The 17746-nt window shown below is 62.1% G+C and carries 17 protein-coding genes; 2 read left to right on the forward strand and 15 right to left on the reverse strand.

The genetic code is table 11. The features are described from left to right. Positions 1–153: 153 nt before the first annotated feature. Positions 154–2652 carry an FkbM family methyltransferase gene (locus tag CKO40_RS02030; RefSeq protein ID WP_200344249.1) on the forward strand — a complete coding sequence of 833 codons (2499 nt, stop codon included), beginning with the start codon at positions 154–156 and terminating at the stop codon, positions 2650–2652. 64 nt (positions 2653–2716) lie between these two features. Beyond that, positions 2717–5824 (forward strand): O-linked N-acetylglucosamine transferase family protein, encoded by a 3108-nt coding sequence (locus tag CKO40_RS02035; protein WP_200344251.1) that lies wholly within the window; start codon positions 2717–2719, stop codon positions 5822–5824. 56 nt (positions 5825–5880) lie between these two features. On the opposite strand, the gene CKO40_RS02040 is transcribed toward CKO40_RS02035, so the two are convergent. The 15 genes from CKO40_RS02040 to CKO40_RS02110 form a co-directional block, all read right to left on the reverse strand. Continuing rightward, complete coding sequence (locus CKO40_RS02040; RefSeq protein WP_200344253.1) at positions 5881–6801, reverse strand: glycosyltransferase; 921 nt, start codon at positions 6799–6801, stop codon at positions 5881–5883. Positions 6802–6818: 17 nt separating this feature from the next. Then, on the reverse strand, positions 6819–7901 hold the full coding sequence (locus CKO40_RS02045; RefSeq protein ID WP_200344255.1) for a class I SAM-dependent methyltransferase: 1083 nt from the start codon (positions 7899–7901) through the stop codon (positions 6819–6821). Further along, positions 7898–8143 (reverse strand): hypothetical protein, encoded by a 246-nt coding sequence (locus CKO40_RS02050; protein ID WP_207173324.1) that lies wholly within the window; start codon positions 8141–8143, stop codon positions 7898–7900. Before CKO40_RS02050 ends, CKO40_RS02045 begins: the two co-directional genes overlap by 4 nt. 5 nt (positions 8144–8148) lie before the next feature. Then, positions 8149–8829, reverse strand: coding sequence for a class I SAM-dependent methyltransferase (locus CKO40_RS02055; protein ID WP_200344259.1), 681 nt, complete (start codon positions 8827–8829; stop codon positions 8149–8151). Positions 8830–8833: 4 nt separating this feature from the next. Beyond that, positions 8834–9781, reverse strand: a complete 948-nt coding sequence (locus CKO40_RS02060; protein ID WP_200344261.1) for a glycoside hydrolase family protein — start codon at positions 9779–9781, stop codon at positions 8834–8836. Further along, a complete protein-coding gene (locus CKO40_RS02065; protein WP_200344263.1) occupies positions 9778–10797 on the reverse strand; it encodes a class I SAM-dependent methyltransferase in 1020 nt (339 codons plus the stop codon). Before CKO40_RS02065 ends, CKO40_RS02060 begins: the two co-directional genes overlap by 4 nt. A gap of 18 nt (positions 10798–10815) precedes the next feature. Next, entirely contained in the window at positions 10816–11706 is an 891-nt protein-coding gene (locus CKO40_RS02070) for a formyltransferase family protein (protein WP_200344265.1), read from the reverse strand. A gap of 95 nt (positions 11707–11801) precedes the next feature. Continuing rightward, positions 11802–12551 carry an SDR family oxidoreductase gene (locus CKO40_RS02075; RefSeq protein ID WP_200344267.1) on the reverse strand — a complete coding sequence of 250 codons (750 nt, stop codon included), beginning with the start codon at positions 12549–12551 and terminating at the stop codon, positions 11802–11804. Positions 12552–12556: 5 nt separating this feature from the next. Continuing rightward, positions 12557–12817, reverse strand: coding sequence for a helix-turn-helix domain-containing protein (locus CKO40_RS02080; protein WP_200344269.1), 261 nt, complete (start codon positions 12815–12817; stop codon positions 12557–12559). Position 12818: 1 nt separating this feature from the next. Next, positions 12819–13100, reverse strand: coding sequence for a type II toxin-antitoxin system RelE/ParE family toxin (locus CKO40_RS02085; RefSeq protein WP_200344271.1), 282 nt, complete (start codon positions 13098–13100; stop codon positions 12819–12821). Positions 13101–13133: 33 nt separating this feature from the next. Beyond that, entirely contained in the window at positions 13134–13370 is a 237-nt protein-coding gene (locus tag CKO40_RS02090) for an acyl carrier protein (protein ID WP_200344273.1), read from the reverse strand. A gap of 17 nt (positions 13371–13387) precedes the next feature. Beyond that, the gene (locus tag CKO40_RS02095) at positions 13388–14065 is read right to left on the reverse strand and encodes an LbetaH domain-containing protein (RefSeq protein WP_200344275.1); all 678 of its coding nucleotides are present in this window, start codon (positions 14063–14065) and stop codon (positions 13388–13390) included. Positions 14066–14071: 6 nt separating this feature from the next. Then, positions 14072–15655 (reverse strand): amino acid adenylation domain-containing protein, encoded by a 1584-nt coding sequence (locus CKO40_RS02100; protein WP_200344277.1) that lies wholly within the window; start codon positions 15653–15655, stop codon positions 14072–14074. Beyond that, a complete protein-coding gene (locus tag CKO40_RS02105; RefSeq protein ID WP_200344279.1) occupies positions 15642–16421 on the reverse strand; it encodes a WbqC family protein in 780 nt (259 codons plus the stop codon). The genes CKO40_RS02100 and CKO40_RS02105 overlap by 14 nt, the downstream gene beginning before the upstream one ends. Next, the gene (locus CKO40_RS02110; RefSeq protein WP_200344281.1) at positions 16421–17527 is read right to left on the reverse strand and encodes an aminotransferase class I/II-fold pyridoxal phosphate-dependent enzyme; all 1107 of its coding nucleotides are present in this window, start codon (positions 17525–17527) and stop codon (positions 16421–16423) included. The genes CKO40_RS02105 and CKO40_RS02110 overlap by 1 nt, the downstream gene beginning before the upstream one ends. Positions 17528–17746: the final 219 nt, after the last annotated feature.

Here is a 17746-nt window from a genome sequence, read left to right on the forward strand (position 1 = left end):
CCGACGACATCGCCGCCGCCTACGACGCCGACGCCTGAGACATTGCCGCAGCGTGATCGCAGCGGCCGCTGTGTGCGTTTCCGAAAGGCCGCAGATGCGGCTCGAACAGGTCCCTAACCCGTCGTCTTCTTGATGCACGCCAACAGGCCCGCCATGCACGCTGAAGAACCCCTTTGGCCGCAAGCCCTTGCCCGCTACCCCTTCGCCGCCAGGTTACTCCCGGGCTGGCGCGAGCAGGCCGCCGACCTGCCCGCAGACTACCAAGCTGCGCTCGATGATGCGCTGACCGCCTTCGACCTCGAGCGCCCGCTCGGCGAGCGCTATCAGCGGTTATTGGCCAGCCAAGCGCATCTCCTCCGGCTCACAGCAGCGCCGGACGCCGCTCATGACGAAGCATCCAAACCCGAAGACGCCAGCAATACCTCCGCGCCTGTCGCCCCCATCGCCCCAACGTTGTTGCGCATTCGCCTGCATCTCGCACTTGGTGAGCCAGCGCTTGCCCGGCAATGGATCGACAGGTTGCTGCACCAGCTTGATGGCGATGCTGCAACAAAGGCCGCAGTCGATACACTGCTCCGCGGTTGGCCTTGCCTCCCCATCAGTGCAGCCTTCGACACCTGCGCGCCCGGACAAACGGAAGGCGATGTGGCCATGGTCAACGGCACCAAGGCCAGCGAGACCTCCACCAAAGCTGTGACCAGCGGCGAGCCCTCGCGAATTGATGCCGACGCCTGGCGCGACTGGCTGCTCGCGCAACTGCTCGACACCCAGGCGCAACTGACCCGCGCTCAGCGTCATGCCGAGCCCGAGACCGCGCTGCCGCTGCTGGTCAAGCGCCGCCGGTTGCCCTGCGCGGGCATCGAGAGCGAGCGCCGGCTGGCCCTAACCGCGCTGCGGTTGGGCAAGAAGGTGACCATCAAGCCCGAGAGTCGGTTGGTGACTAAAGGCCAGAACCCGCAGCTGTGGATACAGCTCGGTGAAAGAGCCAACAGCGAGCCACCGCGATCTGGCGCCAATCAGCCCGCTGCCAAAGCTGAGCCGATACCGGCGCGCCAACCGGCCCCCGCCAAGCCAAACCAACGCAACGCCAAGCCAGCCGCGGCCCAGCCGACGCCCGCCGCTGCGTCCAAGCACAGTCCAACGCGCAAGCAGCGAACGCCAGCACGGCTCTGGCAGCTCAAGGAGCCAATTCGCGTGGTCGACATCGGCGCCAATCCCATCGATGGCACACCCCCCTATGCCAGCCTGCTCAAGCAGGGCGTCATCAGGCTGGTCGGCTTCGAGCCCCAGGCCGATGCTTTAGCCAAGCTGCAGCAGATGAAAGGGCCGCACGAGACCTACCTGCCGCATGCGGTCGGTGACGGTGGACAAGCCACCTTGTACATCTGCCAAGCGTCCGGCATGACCTCGACGCTGAAGCCCAACAACGCGGTGCTCGATCATTTTCAGGGCTATCCCATATGGGGCAAGATCAAAAGCACGGCCGTGCTGGACACCGTCCGCCTCGATGACGTGACCGAGATCACCCACATCGACTGGCTCAAGATTGACATCCAAGGCGGCGAGTTGACCGTCTTCAAGCATGGTGAACGCAAACTCAAGGACGCCTTGGTGATCCAGACCGAGGCCAACTTCATCCACCTCTATGAAGGCCAACCGCTGTTTGCGGATATCGATCAATGGATGCGCGCGCATGGCTTCATGCTGCATACCCTGCTGGAGCAGCGCCGGCGGTTGTATGCGCCGATGACCATTAACGGCGGCATCCATCAAGGATTGAATCAGCTAACCACGGCGGACGCCGTGTATATACCCTCGTTCGATCGGTTGAATCAATTAACGACAAGTGATCTCCTGAAACTCGCTACCATCATGGATGAAGCCTATCACTCCTACGACTATACGCTGCAACTCTTAGGCTTGATTGATAGCGGAGGATCAAGGTCCCAAAAGGCTTATGCTCAGCGCTATCAGGAACGGCTAAAGCACATTAAGCTGACTGCGGATAGCCCCCCCCCATTCAGTCCAGCGCCAACGTCAAGCGCTGATGCCGGAATGTTACTGCTTCGACATCCGCGAAGTTATCTCAATGGGCTTGATTGGGAACAGTCGCTGCGTTCAGGGGAAAGTACAGTTAAGGGTAAGCCAGTGCCGTGGGTGACCTATCCGTTCCTGCATCTTCTTGACAAAAGGATAAGGAGCAACTTCAAAGTGTTTGAGTATGGAAGCGGCAACTCAACGCTCTGGTTGAGCTCGCATGTGGAAAAGATCGTTTCTGTTGAGCACGATGCTGGCTGGTACCAGAAGATGAAGGGGAAGATGCCGGGCAACGTTGAGTATATTTACCATACGCTTGACTATGGTGGAGCCTACGGAAAAGAAATCACGAAACCCCAGTATAAGGGGGTGTTCGACATCGTATTTGTGGACGGTCGAGATCGCGTCAACTGCCTGCGCAATTGCGTCCATGCGCTCAAGCAAGACGGGATCGTGATCCTGGATAACGCAGAGAGGCCCCAGTACAACTCAGGCTCGGAGTCCCTTCTGCAGCAGGGATTCAAGCGTATCGACTTTATTGGCATGGGACCAGTTAACCTTGCAGCCTGGTCAACCGCTGTTTTTTATCGCGCGCGTAACTGTATCGGGTTGTAGGCTCTAAGACCCTTTTTGCGAATTTTGCCATCTTTTATTGTTGCGCATTTACCAGAGATTCCAAATGCCAAACAAACGCTCACGCTTCAGCGAAAAGTGGCGAGAAAAGAAGAGCAATAAGCAAAGCAGGAAACATTTGCCGACGATGCGCTTCCAGCAGGCGCTGTCTGCCGAGCAACGCGGTGCCCTGGAAGAGGCGGAGACGGGGTATCGGGAAATCCTTGCTCAGCAGCCTGACCACACCGATGCTATGTACCGCCTGGGCGCCACCTTGTACCGGCGCGGCGATGCGCTGGGAGCTGAGGCGCTTATCCGTTGCGCGATCGAAAAGAACAATCGGGTTGCGGCCTATCATTACGACCATGGCATTGTATTGAAGTCGCTCTTCCGTTTGGACGAGGCGCTGAATGCGTTTGATCTGGCCTTGCGGATCAAGCCCGATTATGCCGAGGCTCATAATAACCGCGGTATTACGCTCAATGACCTTGGCCGCAAGGAGGAGGCACTGCGGTCATATGATCAGGCACTCCACCTGAAGCCGGATTTTGCAGAGGCAGTCAATAACCGCGGCATTGCGCTCAACGATTTAGGGAGATTGGATGAGGCATTGGAGGCTTACGATCAAGCTCTGTCGATCCAGGAAAAATTCGCCAAGGCGCACAACAACCGCGGTAACTCGCTCAAAGCGCTTGGGCGATTGGATGATGCGCTACACGCGTATGATCGGGCTCTGCAGATTCAGCCTGATTACGCTGAGGCGCATAATAACCGTGCAGCAGCCCTGCAGGCGATGGGGTGCACGCAGGACGCACTTGATGCTTACGGTCGGGCTTTAGATACGAAAACAGATGATGCCGTTGCATTGAATAATCAGGGCAATGCACTCAAGGAGCTTGGGCGCCTAGATGAGGCATTGCTGGCTTACGAACAGGCGCTTCGACTCAGACCCGATTTCGCAGAGGCACGCTCGAATGAACTCTTTGTTCGCTCGGCGTTACAAGAAGGTAATGACGAGGATTTTCTGGGCTTGGCGCGTCGCTATGGCAGTCGGTACCAGCGTTCGCTACCGGTGTTAGCTCATCAGCCAGTGCCTATCGTTGGGCGTCGACTACGTGTTGGCTATGTCTCGGGGGATTTTCGCCAGCACGCCGTCGCCCATTTTTTCGAGCCCGTGTTGGCCGCGCATGACCGTACGCGCACCGAGCTCTGGGCGTATACCACCAATGGGCAGCAGGATGCAGTGACTGCGCGTATCCGCGGGCTGGTAGACCACTGGCAGTCGATCGTTGGCTTGTCGGATGAGCTCGCTGCCGAGCGGATTCGCGGCGATGGGCTGGATATCTTGGTGGACTTGTCCAATCACACCGAGCACAACCGGCTCGGTGTCTTTGCGCTGCGTGCTGCGCCGGTGCAAGTGGCGTATTTAGGGCATTTCAGCACGACCGGCGTCGCTGAGATCGATTATTGGATTGGTGATCCGCAGCAGACACCGCCGAGCATGGATGCCCACTACAGCGAAACGGTGTGGCGGCTGCCGCGCGTCGCCCATGTCTACAACGGAGCTGAGGTTGCGCCGGCGCCGAGCTGGCAGCCGCAAGAGGACGGCACCATTCGGCTTGGCAGCTTCCATAATCCCGTCAAGTTCACGCCGCGAACGCTGGCCCTATGGGCACGCTTACTTCACGCACTGCCTCAGGCCAAGCTGGTGCTCAAGGCCAAACAGTGGGCTGATGCCGGCCGGCGCGAGCAGCTTGCTGCGGACTTTGCGGCCCACGGTATCGGCGCCGACCGGATGGAGCTGCGCGACCACACCGCCACCCCGGACTGGTCGGCGCATATGCGTGCTTACGATGGCCTCGACATCGCGCTCGACCCCATCGGCCCTTGGCGCGGCGCGGCGACCAACTGCGATGCGCTTTGGATGGGCGTGCCGGTGATCACCTTGCGTGGCGAGCGGGTAGGCTCGCGCCAGACAGCGTCCTTGCTGCAAGCGTTGGGGCGGACGGAATGGATCGCCGACGATGAGGACAGCTATATCGACAAAGTCGTCGCCCTCGCGCGCGATGTCGAAGGGCGCCGGGCCATGCGGTCCACACAGCGCGAGCAGATGCGCGCCAGCCCATTGTGCGATGCCAAAGGATTGGCCCGAGCGTTGGAGGATGCCTATGGCGCGATGGTGCAGCGTTGGTGCGATGCGCGCGGGGCAGAGGAGCCTTCTGGAACGCGTGTGCATGGACCGATTTGGCGCGGTACGCCAAAGGCACCTGCGGAATCCAGCATCCCGACGGCGAGCCAAGGCCCAACTCCGGTTTACCTCATCCACGCGCTTGCGCGCTCGGGCGGGACGCTGATCAGCCGCTGCCTCGGCGCTATGAACGGTGTCTATCTATTCAGCGAAGTGCACCCGCAATCAGCAGCGGCGGCTCGCCATGTCAGTACGGCGGAGCAGTTCGGCCTGGAGCATCAAGCGCGAGAATGGTATGGCCTATTGGACACCCAGGAAGGCGTGCAAGACGCCGGCCGCTCGGAGTATCCCGACCGGGTCGAACAAATTGCCGTGCGCGTCGCTGAGCACGGCGGTCAGCTAGTGCTGCGTGATTGGTCGCATTTGGATTTCCACGCCGTCCCATTTCTATCGGCGGCAACCCATCGCAGCACCCATGCCGAGCAGTTAGCCGGACGCTTTCCACTGCGCCGCATCAGCCTAGTGCGGCATCCTGTTTACCAGTGGCTGAGCTTGGAACGTCTCCCGCTGATCCGCGGGCGATTGACGCTTACTGACTTCATGACGGGGTATCTGGCCTTTGCACGGTTGGCCGCAGAGACTGGCTTTATCCGGCTAGAAGACTTCGTGGGCGATCCCGATACGAGTTTGCGCCGACTCTGCGATCAACTGCATCTGCCGTTCGATCCGGGCTACCGCGAGCGCTGGCCGGACAACCGCTGGGTAACAGGTGACTTCACCAGCGCCCGTATGACCCCCAAGGAAATCCTCCATCGATCCAAGATCATCAATGCCGACGTGCTGGCTCAGTTCGATGTCCTGCCCGAGTACCACGAAGCGCTCAAGCTCCTCGGGTATCGTTCGCCTCAGGCTGGGCAACTGCAGGAGGCCGACGAGTTGGTAGAGCGGGCAGTGGCTGCTGACGGCGCCACCGTTGGGGCTCCGTAGCAGCTACTCGGCGGGCGACTAGCGACCCGATTACTAAGGCCACGTTCGGGCGGCGGTCAATAAATTCCGATCTTGGCCAGGGCTAGGCGATGGCGAATCGGCCGCCATTGGTTCATGACGTTGATGATGTGCTGGACAGCGGCGTTCGCCACACGATTCGCGGTAGCTTGATCGCCCGTCACCGTTGCGAAACGCTGCGCATCTCCGATAGCACCGTGCCAGTTCGCCATCAGATTCAAAAGGTGGCGCTCTTGAAGTTGAATCCTTGCAGTGTCGGTTTGGGCGTCCTCAATTTGGAATCCTAGCGACATATTGCCCCCATGCCGGCGCCAATCCAGCAGCGGTTCCTTGCAGAATGCCGCACCGGTTAGCATTAGCCCGCGCAGAGGATACAAGAAGTCAATGTTGCGCGAGCCGACCGGTAGGTGATTGAAGGTATCGGTCAGGCGGCGGTGCCAAGCGATAGCAGCACCAAAGCAGGTGGGATTGTCGCCCGTCTTGAGAAAGCCCTCGAGGGTGATCTCCGGCGTTTTCTCGTACAAGCGGTGATAACCCATGGGTTCGGCAAGAGCACTGATCCTGCGTGCTGAACTAGCTAGAACAGTGGCATCTGTCTCACGCCATAGCTCAACCAGTCGGCTGACGCGATGGGGATATTGGACATCATCGTCGCATGCCATCACGATGAGTTCGCCAGACAGCTTGCCAGCGACCGAAGGCAGATGGTCGAGGAATAGGTTATGCTCATTGTGATTGAGGGTGATCTTGTGCGGGCCCCGATAGTCCGCGACCGCGGCCTCGACCCGTGCCCAGGTATCGTCCTCCGACCCGTCGTCGGAGATGAACAATTCCATGTTCGGATAGTCCTGCGCCAAGCAACTGGCGACCGCCTCCGCCACGAAGGGTTCGTGATTGTAGGTGGTTAACAGCAGCGTGACGCGGGGGGCTTGTGTTGGCGTGCTGGGGGTCAGGGTCATGAACGCATCCGATTAGATTAGCGGTCGACGAGGCGCACGAACAGCGCGCCGCCGGCATAGAAGCTGCGGGCGAGGCGGGGACCGAGGGCGGTGCAGAATTCGTCGGCCGCGCGGCCAGGGCCGTCGCCGTGCGACCAGTAGTAGTCGTCGAATACCACCCAGGCGCCGGGCACCAGCCGGCCGGTCCACAGGTCGCGGTCGTGGGCCACGGCGTCATAGTCATGGTTGGCGTCGATGTGCAGGAAGGCGATGCGGCCGCTATAGGCGGTGGTGCCGAACAGGTCGGAGGTCACCGCCCGGTCGCGGGTATAGCGCGCGAACGCCTCGTCCGAGGGCAGGCGCAGGCGGTTGAACCGACCCGGCCGGGCCAGCGGCACCATGTTGACGTCGAAGGAATCGGCGACCAGCGACCAGTCCATGTCGATCGCTGCTGCCGCCAGGGCCGGCGGCAGAGATGTCTGCACAGCGGTTTCGCCGTGCCAGGCATCGACCACCAGCACCGGGTTGGCCCGGTCGGTCAGGTTGAGCGCCTGGAGCAGCACCGCGGTCGAGCGGCCGAACAGGGCGCCGATCTCCACCGCGTCGCCCACCGGCACGCTTTGCAGCACGCCGATCAGCGCGGTCAGCTTGTCGGTGTATGATTCGCCGAAGACGCCGAAGGCGTGGCGCAGGACGCCGGTTATATGAGCCGGTTGGAGATGGTCGGCGGTGCCCGGTTCGGCCACGGTGCGCGCGAAGGCGGTCAGCGCCGGGGCGTCGCGGGCCTCGACCGCCTGGGCCTCGATCGCCTCGTAAAACGGCGCGGGGCGGACGAACGCCAGGTCCTGTCGGCCGGTGCGCGCCAGATAGTCGCGCAAGTACGCATAGACCAGGGTGACCGGCGCATAGAGGCGGGTGATCGAGCGCGCCGCGATCAGCGCGTCGAGCGCGGCGTCGAAGCCGTCGTCGTGGATGCTCGGCAGGCGGTGCCAGTCGGCCTCGGCCGCGATGGCATCGTGGGCGAGCGACGAGGCGGCGAGCACCGTTTCGCCCCGGCGCAGGGCGTCGCGGATATAGTCCCGGCCGGCGGGCGTGGACGAGGGAAACACAAGCGTGGTCATGGGCCCGCATAGCGCTCGCGATAGGGGATGAAAGTCGGGCGGTCGGCTAGGGGGTCAAGCGCCTTCATGGCGTTGAAAAACCCGGCGGGCGTGATGTATCGGGGCGTGTCGCCGCTCAGCTGGGCGTTGGCGTGCGCGGCTTCCTGTGCCTGGTGTTGCAGATAGGTTGACGCGCATTTGGCCATGCCCACGTGCAGGACCGCGTGCGGGCGCCGATCGTTGGGGCTTGGCGGGGGCACCATGGCGATCAGACCCGTCTCTGCGCGACGCCGAAGTGGAAGGCGACGCGGATACCGTAGAAGTCGTCGTCCTGGAAACCGAGCCGCACATTGGCGAAGTGGCGGTAGAGCGCCAGTTCCAGGTCGCCCCGGTCGGCAAAGCCGGCAAGCCGGGTGCCGTTGCGGCTGGCATAGGGGTCGGCGGCAATCTTAAAGGTGTGCCGGTCGATGGCCTTGGCGTCGCGGAAGATGAAATTGTCCGTGTGCGGCACCGAAAAAATCAGGTGCCCGCCGGGACGCAATACCCGCGCGATCTCGGCCAGATTGTCGTCGAAGCGGTCGTCGACTTCCAGATAGTAGCAGCTATGACAGGCCAGCACGGCGTCGAACGCCTGGTCGTCGAACGGAATCCGAGCGTTGGTGCCGACCCGCAGGTCGACCGGCGCGTCGGCGAAGCGCTCGCGGGCCAAGGCGACGATGTCCTCGGCCACTTCGACGCCCGCGACCCGGGCGCCGGCGTTGAGCAACAGCGGAAAGTTACGGCCGTCCCCGAAGCCCAGGTCGAGCACCGCCCGGCCCTCCCAGCCGCCGCCGAAGGTATGGCGCGGATAGGTGCCGAGCAGCGTGCGCACGACGAATTCGCTTGGGTAGAGATGGTTGCCGCGCGCGGCCCACTGCCGATAGAGGGTGGAAAACTGTTCGCCGGTCATCGCGCTATCCGTCGCCAAGCGCCAGGCCGAAGCCGGCGGTGCCGAAATCGTTGCCGCAGTAGAACAGCCAGGTGCGGTCGCCGTCCTGCAACACGGCGGGATAGGCGACCATGCCGCTGTCCCAGCCGGTGGGCGACGGCACCAGCCCGGCCAGGTCGTCGCGGCGGGTCCAATGGCGCAGGTCGTCCGTGACCGCGCAGCCGATCCGATAGCCGCGGTCGGCGGAGCGGAAGTCGGTCCCGTAGCGGTAGGAAAACAGCATCATCCAGCGCCCGTTGCGGCGGAACACGCTGGGCGTGGTCTGGCATTCGTCGTCGACCGCCAGGGGCAGGAACGGCCGGCCCTCGCGCCGCCAGGCGATGCCGTCGGTCGAGGTGGCGTGGAACAGCCGATAGATCGGCTCGATATCCTCGCTCTGCCATTCGATGCCGGCGCCGTACCACATGTGCCACAGGTCGCCCTCGCGCCGCACATGGGGGCAGGCGTGCAGGAACGGTTCGTCGGGCGTGGCGCCGATCACCGGGCCCTTGCCGTGGCGCTCGAAGGTGGCGCCGTCGTCGCGGCTGATCGCCAGGCCGATCGCCCAGTCGAACGGCACCGATACCTTGCGCGTCCAACCCACATAGTACATCCACAACTCGCCAGTGTCCGGGTGGCGGGTGATGCCCTGGACCATAGTGCCGAATTCATCAAACTCACCGCGCCGCCCGAGTGCAAGGACCGGTCCGTCCGAGACGCCGAGCAACCGGGTTGGGTTGTGGCGGTCTAAGTCAACGTAGGCAACTCGCGCACGATACTTGCCGTCAGCATCCAGGGGCGGACGCACGTTGCAGAATACGCGGATGCGGTCGTCGAGCACGAGCGGTGTGGGATTCTGAGCGTGGCTGCCGATCCAATCGATGGCATGTGCATGGAACACTAACCCTCGTTTCCGCCAAACCAGCGGTTTCAATGTTCGGCTCCTTCCGAATTATCGTCCTTGAGGATCAGTTGATCGAGCCAGGCGTGCAGGCTGATGCCCGCCTTAGCCGCCTGCTCCTGGGCTTGGCGCTTGGCCTCGGGTGTCACGCCTTCGAGCTGGCCGTAATATCGTGTGCGGTGAGTCCCACCGCGGCGTCCGGGGATCGGAAAATCCAGGTCAGCATAGGGTTCGCCCTCGCCGACGGTAAATGAGATCACGTAGAACACGCCCCCAATGATCCATTCGCAGAGCACGTCGCGTGCCTCAATAGGAATATGCTCAAACGGAACCGGGCAGCGATAGTGTGGGTTAGAATTCATCAGGACGCGACCCATTTCGGTGTCGCGCAGCCAGACTGGCATGTTCTCATCGCCGATCACTACGCGACCACCGAGTTTGGTGACGCGTGCCGCCTCGCGAAAGCAACGTCCGATATCTGAAAACATATTGACGCCGCCGAAATGAAACACGGCGTCAACGCTATTATCGGCGAGAGGGAGATAGCTACCGTTAGCCAGTGCAACTTCCGTTGGTGTAGCGAGTTGAGTCGCCTTATCGCGTGCTTGGCTGAGCACTGGCCGGGCGAGTTCCTGCAATAGCAGTCGGCCATTAGGTCCAAGGCGCTCAGCGATGAGGGCGCTGGTCCTGCCGGTACCACAGCCGAACTCCAGCACGGTCTGGCCGGCTTTGAGGTTCAGCCGGTCGACCATACGACTGCGCTCGGTTGTTTCGTCGGTATTAAATGTGTCAAACGTTAGATGGATGTATTTGTCGTAGACGTCAGCTACACCTTCATAGGTGGCTTGAGCGGTGCGCTCGGGCGCACCGAGTTGTCTTGGCCAGATAAGATCAGGTATGCCGTCTTGGATTTCAAAACGCGTACCATCGGTTCCGAGCAGTCCCGCGCTAATGCCGTCGTCACCAATGTCTAGGCTGAGTGAAGTAGAGTCGAAGGGGTGGCGATAGAGATGCGCTGCGGTAAGCGAAGGCGTGTCGTTTATCGTCATGTTCTTGGAAGTGAATGGTTAAGCTTGGATCGCCGCAAGATGTGCGCCGCGTGAAATTGAGTTGAGGTCGCCACTAATTCGATCAAGCAGAACGAACCCGTCAGGCTTGTTGAGCACTAGGAAGTCGGGGCCAGTCAACACTATTTGGTTGTCGCCTAAGTCCGCTGACATCCTATCAAGTTCGCTGCCGTAGATGATGGATGCTGCCTGCGTGCTGAGATCGACACCGTCGATTCGGAAAGAGGCCGCCTGATTAGGGGTTGCGAACGCGCGTACCTTGCGCACGATTAGAGAGGCATCGTCTTCCGGTTGAATCTGCTTATCGGCGGCGTGGATGGTGTAATAAACGGTATCGATAGCGGTGGGCTGCGCCAAGTCTGGGTCGGGGGCGAAATCACGGGCTAGGGCTTGCCGAAACACTTGACGTTCGGCTTCAAACACCATCTGGTAGAGTATTCGCACGTCGGCGCCGTTTGGAACGACAAAACGGCTACGAGCGATCAATGGTCCAGTATCGATACCGTCGTCCATCAAGTGGACAGCTGCGCCCGAATCTCGGTCGAGAAGAATGGCGCCATTGACCGGATCGGCTCCACGTAGGTCTGGTAGTGGGCCGGGATGGACATTGATGAAGCGTTGGCCAGGCCGTGCGATGTCGCTGATTGGCAGGATGTACGGCATGCCGTTGCATAAGAGGATATCGAAGTCGAGGGATGCCAATGCGTTCAATAGGTCGCGTTTGGACGCAATGCGCTGCACATTGGCGCCGACTTGCTCGGCCTGGCGGTCTAAATAGGCACCAGTGACCGCCAGAGTCTGAACCAAATTCATGCCGGCCTTTAGCGCTTCCTGCCAAACGAAGGCGCGGTTGCCGACGAAAACGACCCTTTGGTCGCTGGACTCTGCCATCGCAATTCAATTAGTTGGGGTTTTGTGGCAGGAAGCTTCAGGTATGCAGCCCAGCCGTATTTTCTCGACGATTATATCGATGAATATGCTTTGGCTCACAATCGCAGCCCTCCGTCTAACTCCAACACCCGGCCACTGAAATAATCCGCCTGCATAATCCAAAGCAGCGCTTCGACAACTTCCTCAATGCTCCCCATCCGCTTGAGCGGCACCTGATCGACCCACCGAGCCAGCTGGGTCGTTTCCAGCGCATCGGCCGTACCGGTGGTGTCGCAGAAGCCAGGTGCGATGGCGGCCACGCGGATGCCAAGCCGGCCGAGTTCTTTCGCCCAGACGACGGTCAATGCCTCAACGCCGGCTTTGGCGGCGGAGTAAGCACTTTGCCCTGCATTGCCTCGGGCGCTGATCGAACTGACATTGACGATCACCCCGCGCGCGCGGCGCTGGACCATGTCGGCAGCGACGGCGCGGGTCACATAGAACAGGCCGTGAAGATTCACGTCCATGACTTGGTGCCAAAGCTCGAGCGAGTGGCGTGGTTCGCTGCGTTCCAGCGGGTTGATCAACGGGGCGCTGCGCATGATGCCGGCATTGTTGACCAGGATGTGAATCCCGCCGAAGCGGTCTGCGACGGTGGCGACCGCCTGCTCGACCTGTTCGGGATCAGCCACGTCGCAGGGGAGGCAGAGCAGCTCCGGGTGCGCGGCGGCCAGTTGGTCCAGCCGCTCGCGGTCGCGATCGAGCGCGGCAACGCGCGCACCTTCCGCCAGTAGGCGCTCGGCGAGGGCGCGGCCGAAGCCGGCGGCGGCGCCGGTGATGAGTGTCGGTTGCTGGCGAAGATCCATCGGTGCTAAGCGGCCGAATCCTGTTCGACGTTCCACCCTGGAAAGGCCAGCGCGCCGGGATGGCATTTGAGCGCGCGAGCGAGGGACTTGGCCTGCTCGATGTCGAGGGCGGAGCGGTCGGATTCGATCTCGACTAACGCCGCCAGCGGCAGCCCAGCGCGCGTGGCGAGTTCCTCTTGGGTCAATTCCTGAAGCTCGCGCAGGATGCGCACGGATTCCCCAGGCGAGAGCTCGATGCTGCGCGTAGCCGGACGAAATTCGTTCATGTCACCTTCTCCGATAATCATGTGGCGTCACGCTCATAACGGCGACCTGGGCTAAGCCGTTGTTGAGACGATAAATCACCCGATATTGATCGTTCAAGCGTGATGATCGGTGCCCTTGCCATTCGCCTTGGAGGGATTCGTCACGAAATCCGCGAATCATCCGGATGCCAGCCGGCCCCGAGAGCGTCATGATGTCTTTCCATTTCTGATAGCGTTTGACGATGTCGGCCGGGAGCCGTCTGACTTGGCGTGCGATCCGGCGATGCTCGACGATAGTCCACATCGGCTGGCCGCTGCTGGCTACAACACGCGTTCTTCACCCAGCTGCTGCCCCGATCTTGGCGCTGATCAGTGCGCGAATCGCAGTGATCGAGGTCATATCTGCGATCTCGTCGCCGCTCAGGCGCAGGTCGTAGGCGGTTTCGATGGCCAGAATCAGTTCCATGTGCGAGAGCGAGTCCCAGGTGGGGATGTCGCCCAGGCGCAGCCCTTCAAGCTGGGCCGGGTCGCTGAGCTTGAGGGTGCGGAGCAGGATGGGGTCGAGATCGGGCATGGCGCGATGCGGGTTTCTTACAGTCGAAAGCAGGCTGAGAGCCGGACAAACTGGTCAGCGTTGAGCCGGTGCGGTTCGGTGTCCGCGGCGATGACCACGGAGCCGGCGGGTAGCGGTTTGCTGGTAGCGGTGTGGGCGCCGAGCAGGCAGCGTTCGCCGAGGGTGATCTCGTGCCCGATGGTGGCGTTGAGACCGACGAAGCTGCCTGCGCCCAGGACGCTGGCGCCGCCGATGGCGCAGCCGCCGGTGAGCCAGCAGTGATCGCCGATCTGGGTGTGATGACCGATCATGGCGCCGCCCCAGACGAAGACATCGTCTCCGAGGGTGACGGCGGGTTGAATGGCGGCACCGTCCATGACGATGCTGTTCTCGCCGAGGCTGTAGTCGCCTGGCACGTGGGGGCTGCGGTAGCTGGCGAGTCCATAACCTAGCTCGCGCGCCCAGGCGACCTTGTCGGCGCGTAGCCGGTTGATGCCTTGGTAGCCGAGCGCGACGAACAGTGCGTTTTTACCGGGTGGGTAGGCGGCTGGCAGATCGTCGGCGGCAAGCAGTGGTTTGCTGAGAAAGGTCTCGCTGGTGCGAAAGGGGGCATCGCAGGCGTAGGCGAGCAGGCGATAGTGGCTGTCGCGCTCGAAGTAATAGCTGGCCGCTTGGGCGATCTTGCCGGCGCCGAAGATGATGAGCGGTTGTGCCATGGGTCTTTATCCTGCGCTTGGGTGTGGTATGTCGCCCTGTTCAGCGATGGCCAGACGGTTGATCTTACCATTGCGATTGCGCGGCAGGTTGTCGTAGTGGGTGACGCGCGTGGGTAGCATGTAAGCCGGCAGGCGCTCGGCGAGCTGCGCCTGGAGCGCGTTTTCGGGCAGTTCGGTACAGACCGCGGCGAGGATGATCGGCGCGCCTCCGGTCTGGTCTGGCAAGGCGACGCAGGCGGCTTCGCGCACCTCGGGGAGGGCGGCAAGCGCGGCTTCGATCTCGTCGAGCTCGATGCGATGGCCCATGCGCTTGATCTGCCGATCGGCGCGGCCGACGAATAGCAAGACCGCGCGTTCGGCGTCCCAGCACACCCGGTCGCCGCTGCGGTAGAGGATGTCGCGATAGGCGGTGTGGGTGGGGTTTTGCACGAAGGCGGCGGCGGTGCGCTCCGGATCACGATAGTAGCCGAGCGCGATCTGCGGGCCGCCGAGCAGCAACTCGCCGACCTCTCCTTGCGAGACCGGGCGATGCTGTTTATCGACAATCAAGCCGGTGAAATTGGTGGCGAGCGGGCCGAGCGGTAGCAGCGCCTCACCGGCGAGGTCGGCCGCTTGTACGGGGTGGCTGGAGCAGATGCAGGTGCCTTCGGTGGGGCCGTAGACATTGATCAGCGCGGTGTGCTCGCCGAGCAGTCGGTGCAGCTCGCGCAGGGCGGGCTTCGGGAAGCCTTCGCCGCCGAACAGCATGCGGCGCAGCTGAGGGAGATCGCCTGGCTCCAGTGCGCGCAGGCGCAGCATGTAGACCAGGAGCGACGGCACCGAGAACCAGAGGGTGCAGCCGGCCGTGGCGACTGCTTTGACCAGATGGCGTGGGTTCTTGGTCAGCGCTTCGCTCATCGGGGCGAGCGCGGCGCCGGCGAACAGGGCGCCGTAGAAGTCGAAGACGGCGTTGTCGAAGTGCATCGGGTTGATGTTGGTGAGCACATCGTCCGGCGTGATGCCGATGTCTTGCTGGCACCAGCGGGTGAAGTTGAGCAGGCTCTGGTGGGCGATGACGACGCCTTTGGGGGTGCCGGTGGAGCCCGAGGTGAACATGAGATAGGCCGGCGTGTGCCCAGGCACACGATCATCGGCGCCTGTTGGGGTGAGGTTGTGCAGCTCGGCTTGGTGTGCTGGTGTGCTGTAGTTCAGCGTTGGTGGCAGCGTTGTTTGTGCTTGTTGTGCCGCTTCCTGCAGCGCGGCGATGGTGGCCTGATGCGGCTCGGCATGGGCGATCAAGGCCGGGCGGGCGGTGGCGAGCATGGCGCGCAAGCGTGCGGGTGGGCTGCCGGGATCGAGGTTGGTGTAGAGCAGGCCCAGGCGCAGGCAGGCGAGCATCAGCGCGTAGGCGGTTGGGCTTTTGTCGTGCAGGATGGCCACGGCACCGTCAAGGCCGAGGCCCTTGGCTTGCAGCCAGGTGGCCCAGCGTCCGCTGAGCTGATCCAGCTCGGCGTAGGTGACCCGGTCGCCATCGGGGGGCTGCAGCGCGATGCGCTTGGCGTGGCGGCGAGCAACATCGGCGAAGGCGAGGCCGAGGTTAAGGCTGTTCATGGACGATGAATTCGTAGTGGGGCAGCGTGGCCTGGGTGCCTTGGATGCCGACGCACATCAAGGCGTCGATAACCGAGAGGTTGGGCTCAAACGTATTGCTCTGTTGACGGTACGCCGGTGCATGGGATTGTAGGAAGCGCAGCTCGATGCACTGGGCCGCGAAGGCCTCCGCTCGGTAAAGGGTTTGGCCGTTGATCGGGTTGATGTAGAGCGTTGCGCCTTCGTGCTGGCAGCGGGCAAGGATGCGCGCTTGGGCGTTGGCTGCGGTCAGTTGGGGCGTGTCGCTTGCGCGCTTGAAGCGAGTCGCGAGGCCGAGCGCCGTGGCGAGGGCGCGCAGCGAGCCGTCCAGCCAGTCGATAAGCCAGGGGCTAGGATTGTGCACCAGTGGTGCGATCAACTCGCTGGCTTCGGCCCGGTAGGGCGCTTTGCCATAGGCGTGGGCCAAGGTCTTGAGCCATTTTCGGCGCCAGGTACTAATGCCGTCGGCCACGCGCAGATCCTTGATCAGGACGTTTTGGCTCGCGTTGGCTAAAGGTAGGGTGAAGAGCCAGGGTGCGCCGTTGACTAGCAAGCGATTGCGGTTGACCCAACCGCGGTTGATATAGGTCACGTCGTCGTAGAAGACAAAGGTGTCCACCGCGTGTATGAGCTGGAGATAGCCCAAGTAGGGGAACAGGTAGGGCTGCATGATGGCGAGGCGGTGCGGGGTCTTGAGCGCACCATCGAGCTTGCTGTTGTTTTCGGCCTGTGTGGGCGGCCGTTTCATCAGGGGGTCAGCAGTTGGATGATGCGGTTGAGGTCGTCATCGCTGAGCGCTGGAAAGATGGGCAGGCAGATGATGCGTCTGCTGATCTCGGTGGCAACGGCCAGGTCAGCGGCTTGGACGGACGGCAAGCCCCGGTACATCGGGAATTCGCTAATCAGCGGATAGAAATATCGGCGGCCGTGAATATCCGCTGCCTTGAGTTTGTCGTAGAGCTGATCTCGGCTCAGCGGATAGGTGTCCTCGACCACAATGGGGAAGTAGGCATGGTTGTCGACGACTTGGCTGCCGCGCGGGAGCAGGCGGATGCCAGGAATATGACTGAGGCCTTCTCGGTACTGATCATCGATGGCGTGCCGGCGGGCGAGGGCTTGGCTGACGTGCTTGAGCTGCAATAGTCCCAACGCAGACTGCATCTCGTTCATCTTGCCGTTGATGCCGCTGGCGACCACGGTGGTCTCGCCGACGAAGCCAAAGTTTTTCAGGTGGTCGATGTGCTGTTTGGTCTTGTCGTCCGGGCAGGCGATGGCGCCGCCCTCGCAGGTGTTGAAGACCTTGGTGGCGTGGAAGCTGAGCACCGAGAGGTCGCCATGGCGCAAGATGCTACCGCCCTGGTCCTGCACGCCGAAGGCATGCGCGGCATCGTAGATGACCTTGAGGTTATAGTTATCGGCGATGGTCTGGATGGCTTCGACGTCGCAGGGGTTGCCGTACACATGCACCGGCAAGATGGCGGTGGTGCGCGGGGTGATGGCAGCTTCGATGCGATTGGGGTCGAGGTTGAGGGTGTGCGGGTCGATGTCGACGAACACCGGCTGAATCTCGTTCCAGAGCAGGGTATGCGCGGTGGCGACAAAGGAGTAGGGCGTGGTGATGACCTCGCCGGTGATGCGCAACGCCTGCAGCGCGGTGAGCAAGGCCAGGGTGCCGTTGGCGAACAGCGCCAGGTGCTCGACGCCCAGATACTCGGCGAGCGCCTGCTCCAGCTGGTTGTGGAATGGCCCGCTGTTGGTGAGGCGCTTGTTGTCCCAGATTTGCTCCAGGTAGGGGATGAACTCCTCTAACGGAGGCAGGTGGGGTTGGGTGACGTAGATGGGTTTTGCGCTCACAATACGAAACCTATCGGCCGCTACTGGGGTTGCTTGAGTGGCGGTTCGCTATTTTTGACGATCTTGGTATGTCATTCAGTGAACACCGTCAAACGCCCGATTCACAGTCTCCGGCCAATCCGGTGAGGAGATTCGGCCGCCGCGGATGCCACGGCACATCAACGACCCGGCCTTGATGAGCTGGCTCTGCGCCTGGCGACACCGACCTCAGGCAGGCTA

The sequence above is a fragment of the Halochromatium glycolicum genome (assembly GCF_016584085.1).
GTDB lineage: Bacteria > Pseudomonadota > Gammaproteobacteria > Chromatiales > Chromatiaceae > Lamprobacter > Lamprobacter glycolicus.

What these genes read in the sequence shown, in the direction of transcription:
- CKO40_RS02030 (WP_200344249.1), top strand. Translation starts at nt 154, where the DNA reads ATGCACGCTGAAGAACCCCTTTGGCCGCAAGCCCTTGCCCGCTACCCC.
- CKO40_RS02035 (WP_200344251.1), top strand. Translation starts at nt 2,717, where the DNA reads ATGCCAAACAAACGCTCACGCTTCAGCGAAAAGTGGCGAGAAAAGAAG.
- CKO40_RS02040 (WP_200344253.1), bottom strand. Translation starts at nt 6,801, where the DNA reads ATGACCCTGACCCCCAGCACGCCAACACAAGCCCCCCGCGTCACGCTG.
- CKO40_RS02045 (WP_200344255.1), bottom strand. Translation starts at nt 7,901, where the DNA reads ATGACCACGCTTGTGTTTCCCTCGTCCACGCCCGCCGGCCGGGACTAT.
- CKO40_RS02050 (WP_207173324.1), bottom strand. Translation starts at nt 8,143, where the DNA reads ATGGTGCCCCCGCCAAGCCCCAACGATCGGCGCCCGCACGCGGTCCTG.
- CKO40_RS02055 (WP_200344259.1), bottom strand. Translation starts at nt 8,829, where the DNA reads ATGACCGGCGAACAGTTTTCCACCCTCTATCGGCAGTGGGCCGCGCGC.
- CKO40_RS02065 (WP_200344263.1), bottom strand. Translation starts at nt 10,797, where the DNA reads ATGACGATAAACGACACGCCTTCGCTTACCGCAGCGCATCTCTATCGC.
- CKO40_RS02070 (WP_200344265.1), bottom strand. Translation starts at nt 11,706, where the DNA reads ATGGCAGAGTCCAGCGACCAAAGGGTCGTTTTCGTCGGCAACCGCGCC.
- CKO40_RS02075 (WP_200344267.1), bottom strand. Translation starts at nt 12,551, where the DNA reads ATGGATCTTCGCCAGCAACCGACACTCATCACCGGCGCCGCCGCCGGC.
- CKO40_RS02080 (WP_200344269.1), bottom strand. Translation starts at nt 12,817, where the DNA reads ATGAACGAATTTCGTCCGGCTACGCGCAGCATCGAGCTCTCGCCTGGG.
- CKO40_RS02085 (WP_200344271.1), bottom strand. Translation starts at nt 13,100, where the DNA reads ATGTGGACTATCGTCGAGCATCGCCGGATCGCACGCCAAGTCAGACGG.
- CKO40_RS02090 (WP_200344273.1), bottom strand. Translation starts at nt 13,370, where the DNA reads ATGCCCGATCTCGACCCCATCCTGCTCCGCACCCTCAAGCTCAGCGAC.
- CKO40_RS02095 (WP_200344275.1), bottom strand. Translation starts at nt 14,065, where the DNA reads ATGGCACAACCGCTCATCATCTTCGGCGCCGGCAAGATCGCCCAAGCG.
- CKO40_RS02100 (WP_200344277.1), bottom strand. Translation starts at nt 15,655, where the DNA reads ATGAACAGCCTTAACCTCGGCCTCGCCTTCGCCGATGTTGCTCGCCGC.
- CKO40_RS02105 (WP_200344279.1), bottom strand. Translation starts at nt 16,421, where the DNA reads ATGAAACGGCCGCCCACACAGGCCGAAAACAACAGCAAGCTCGATGGT.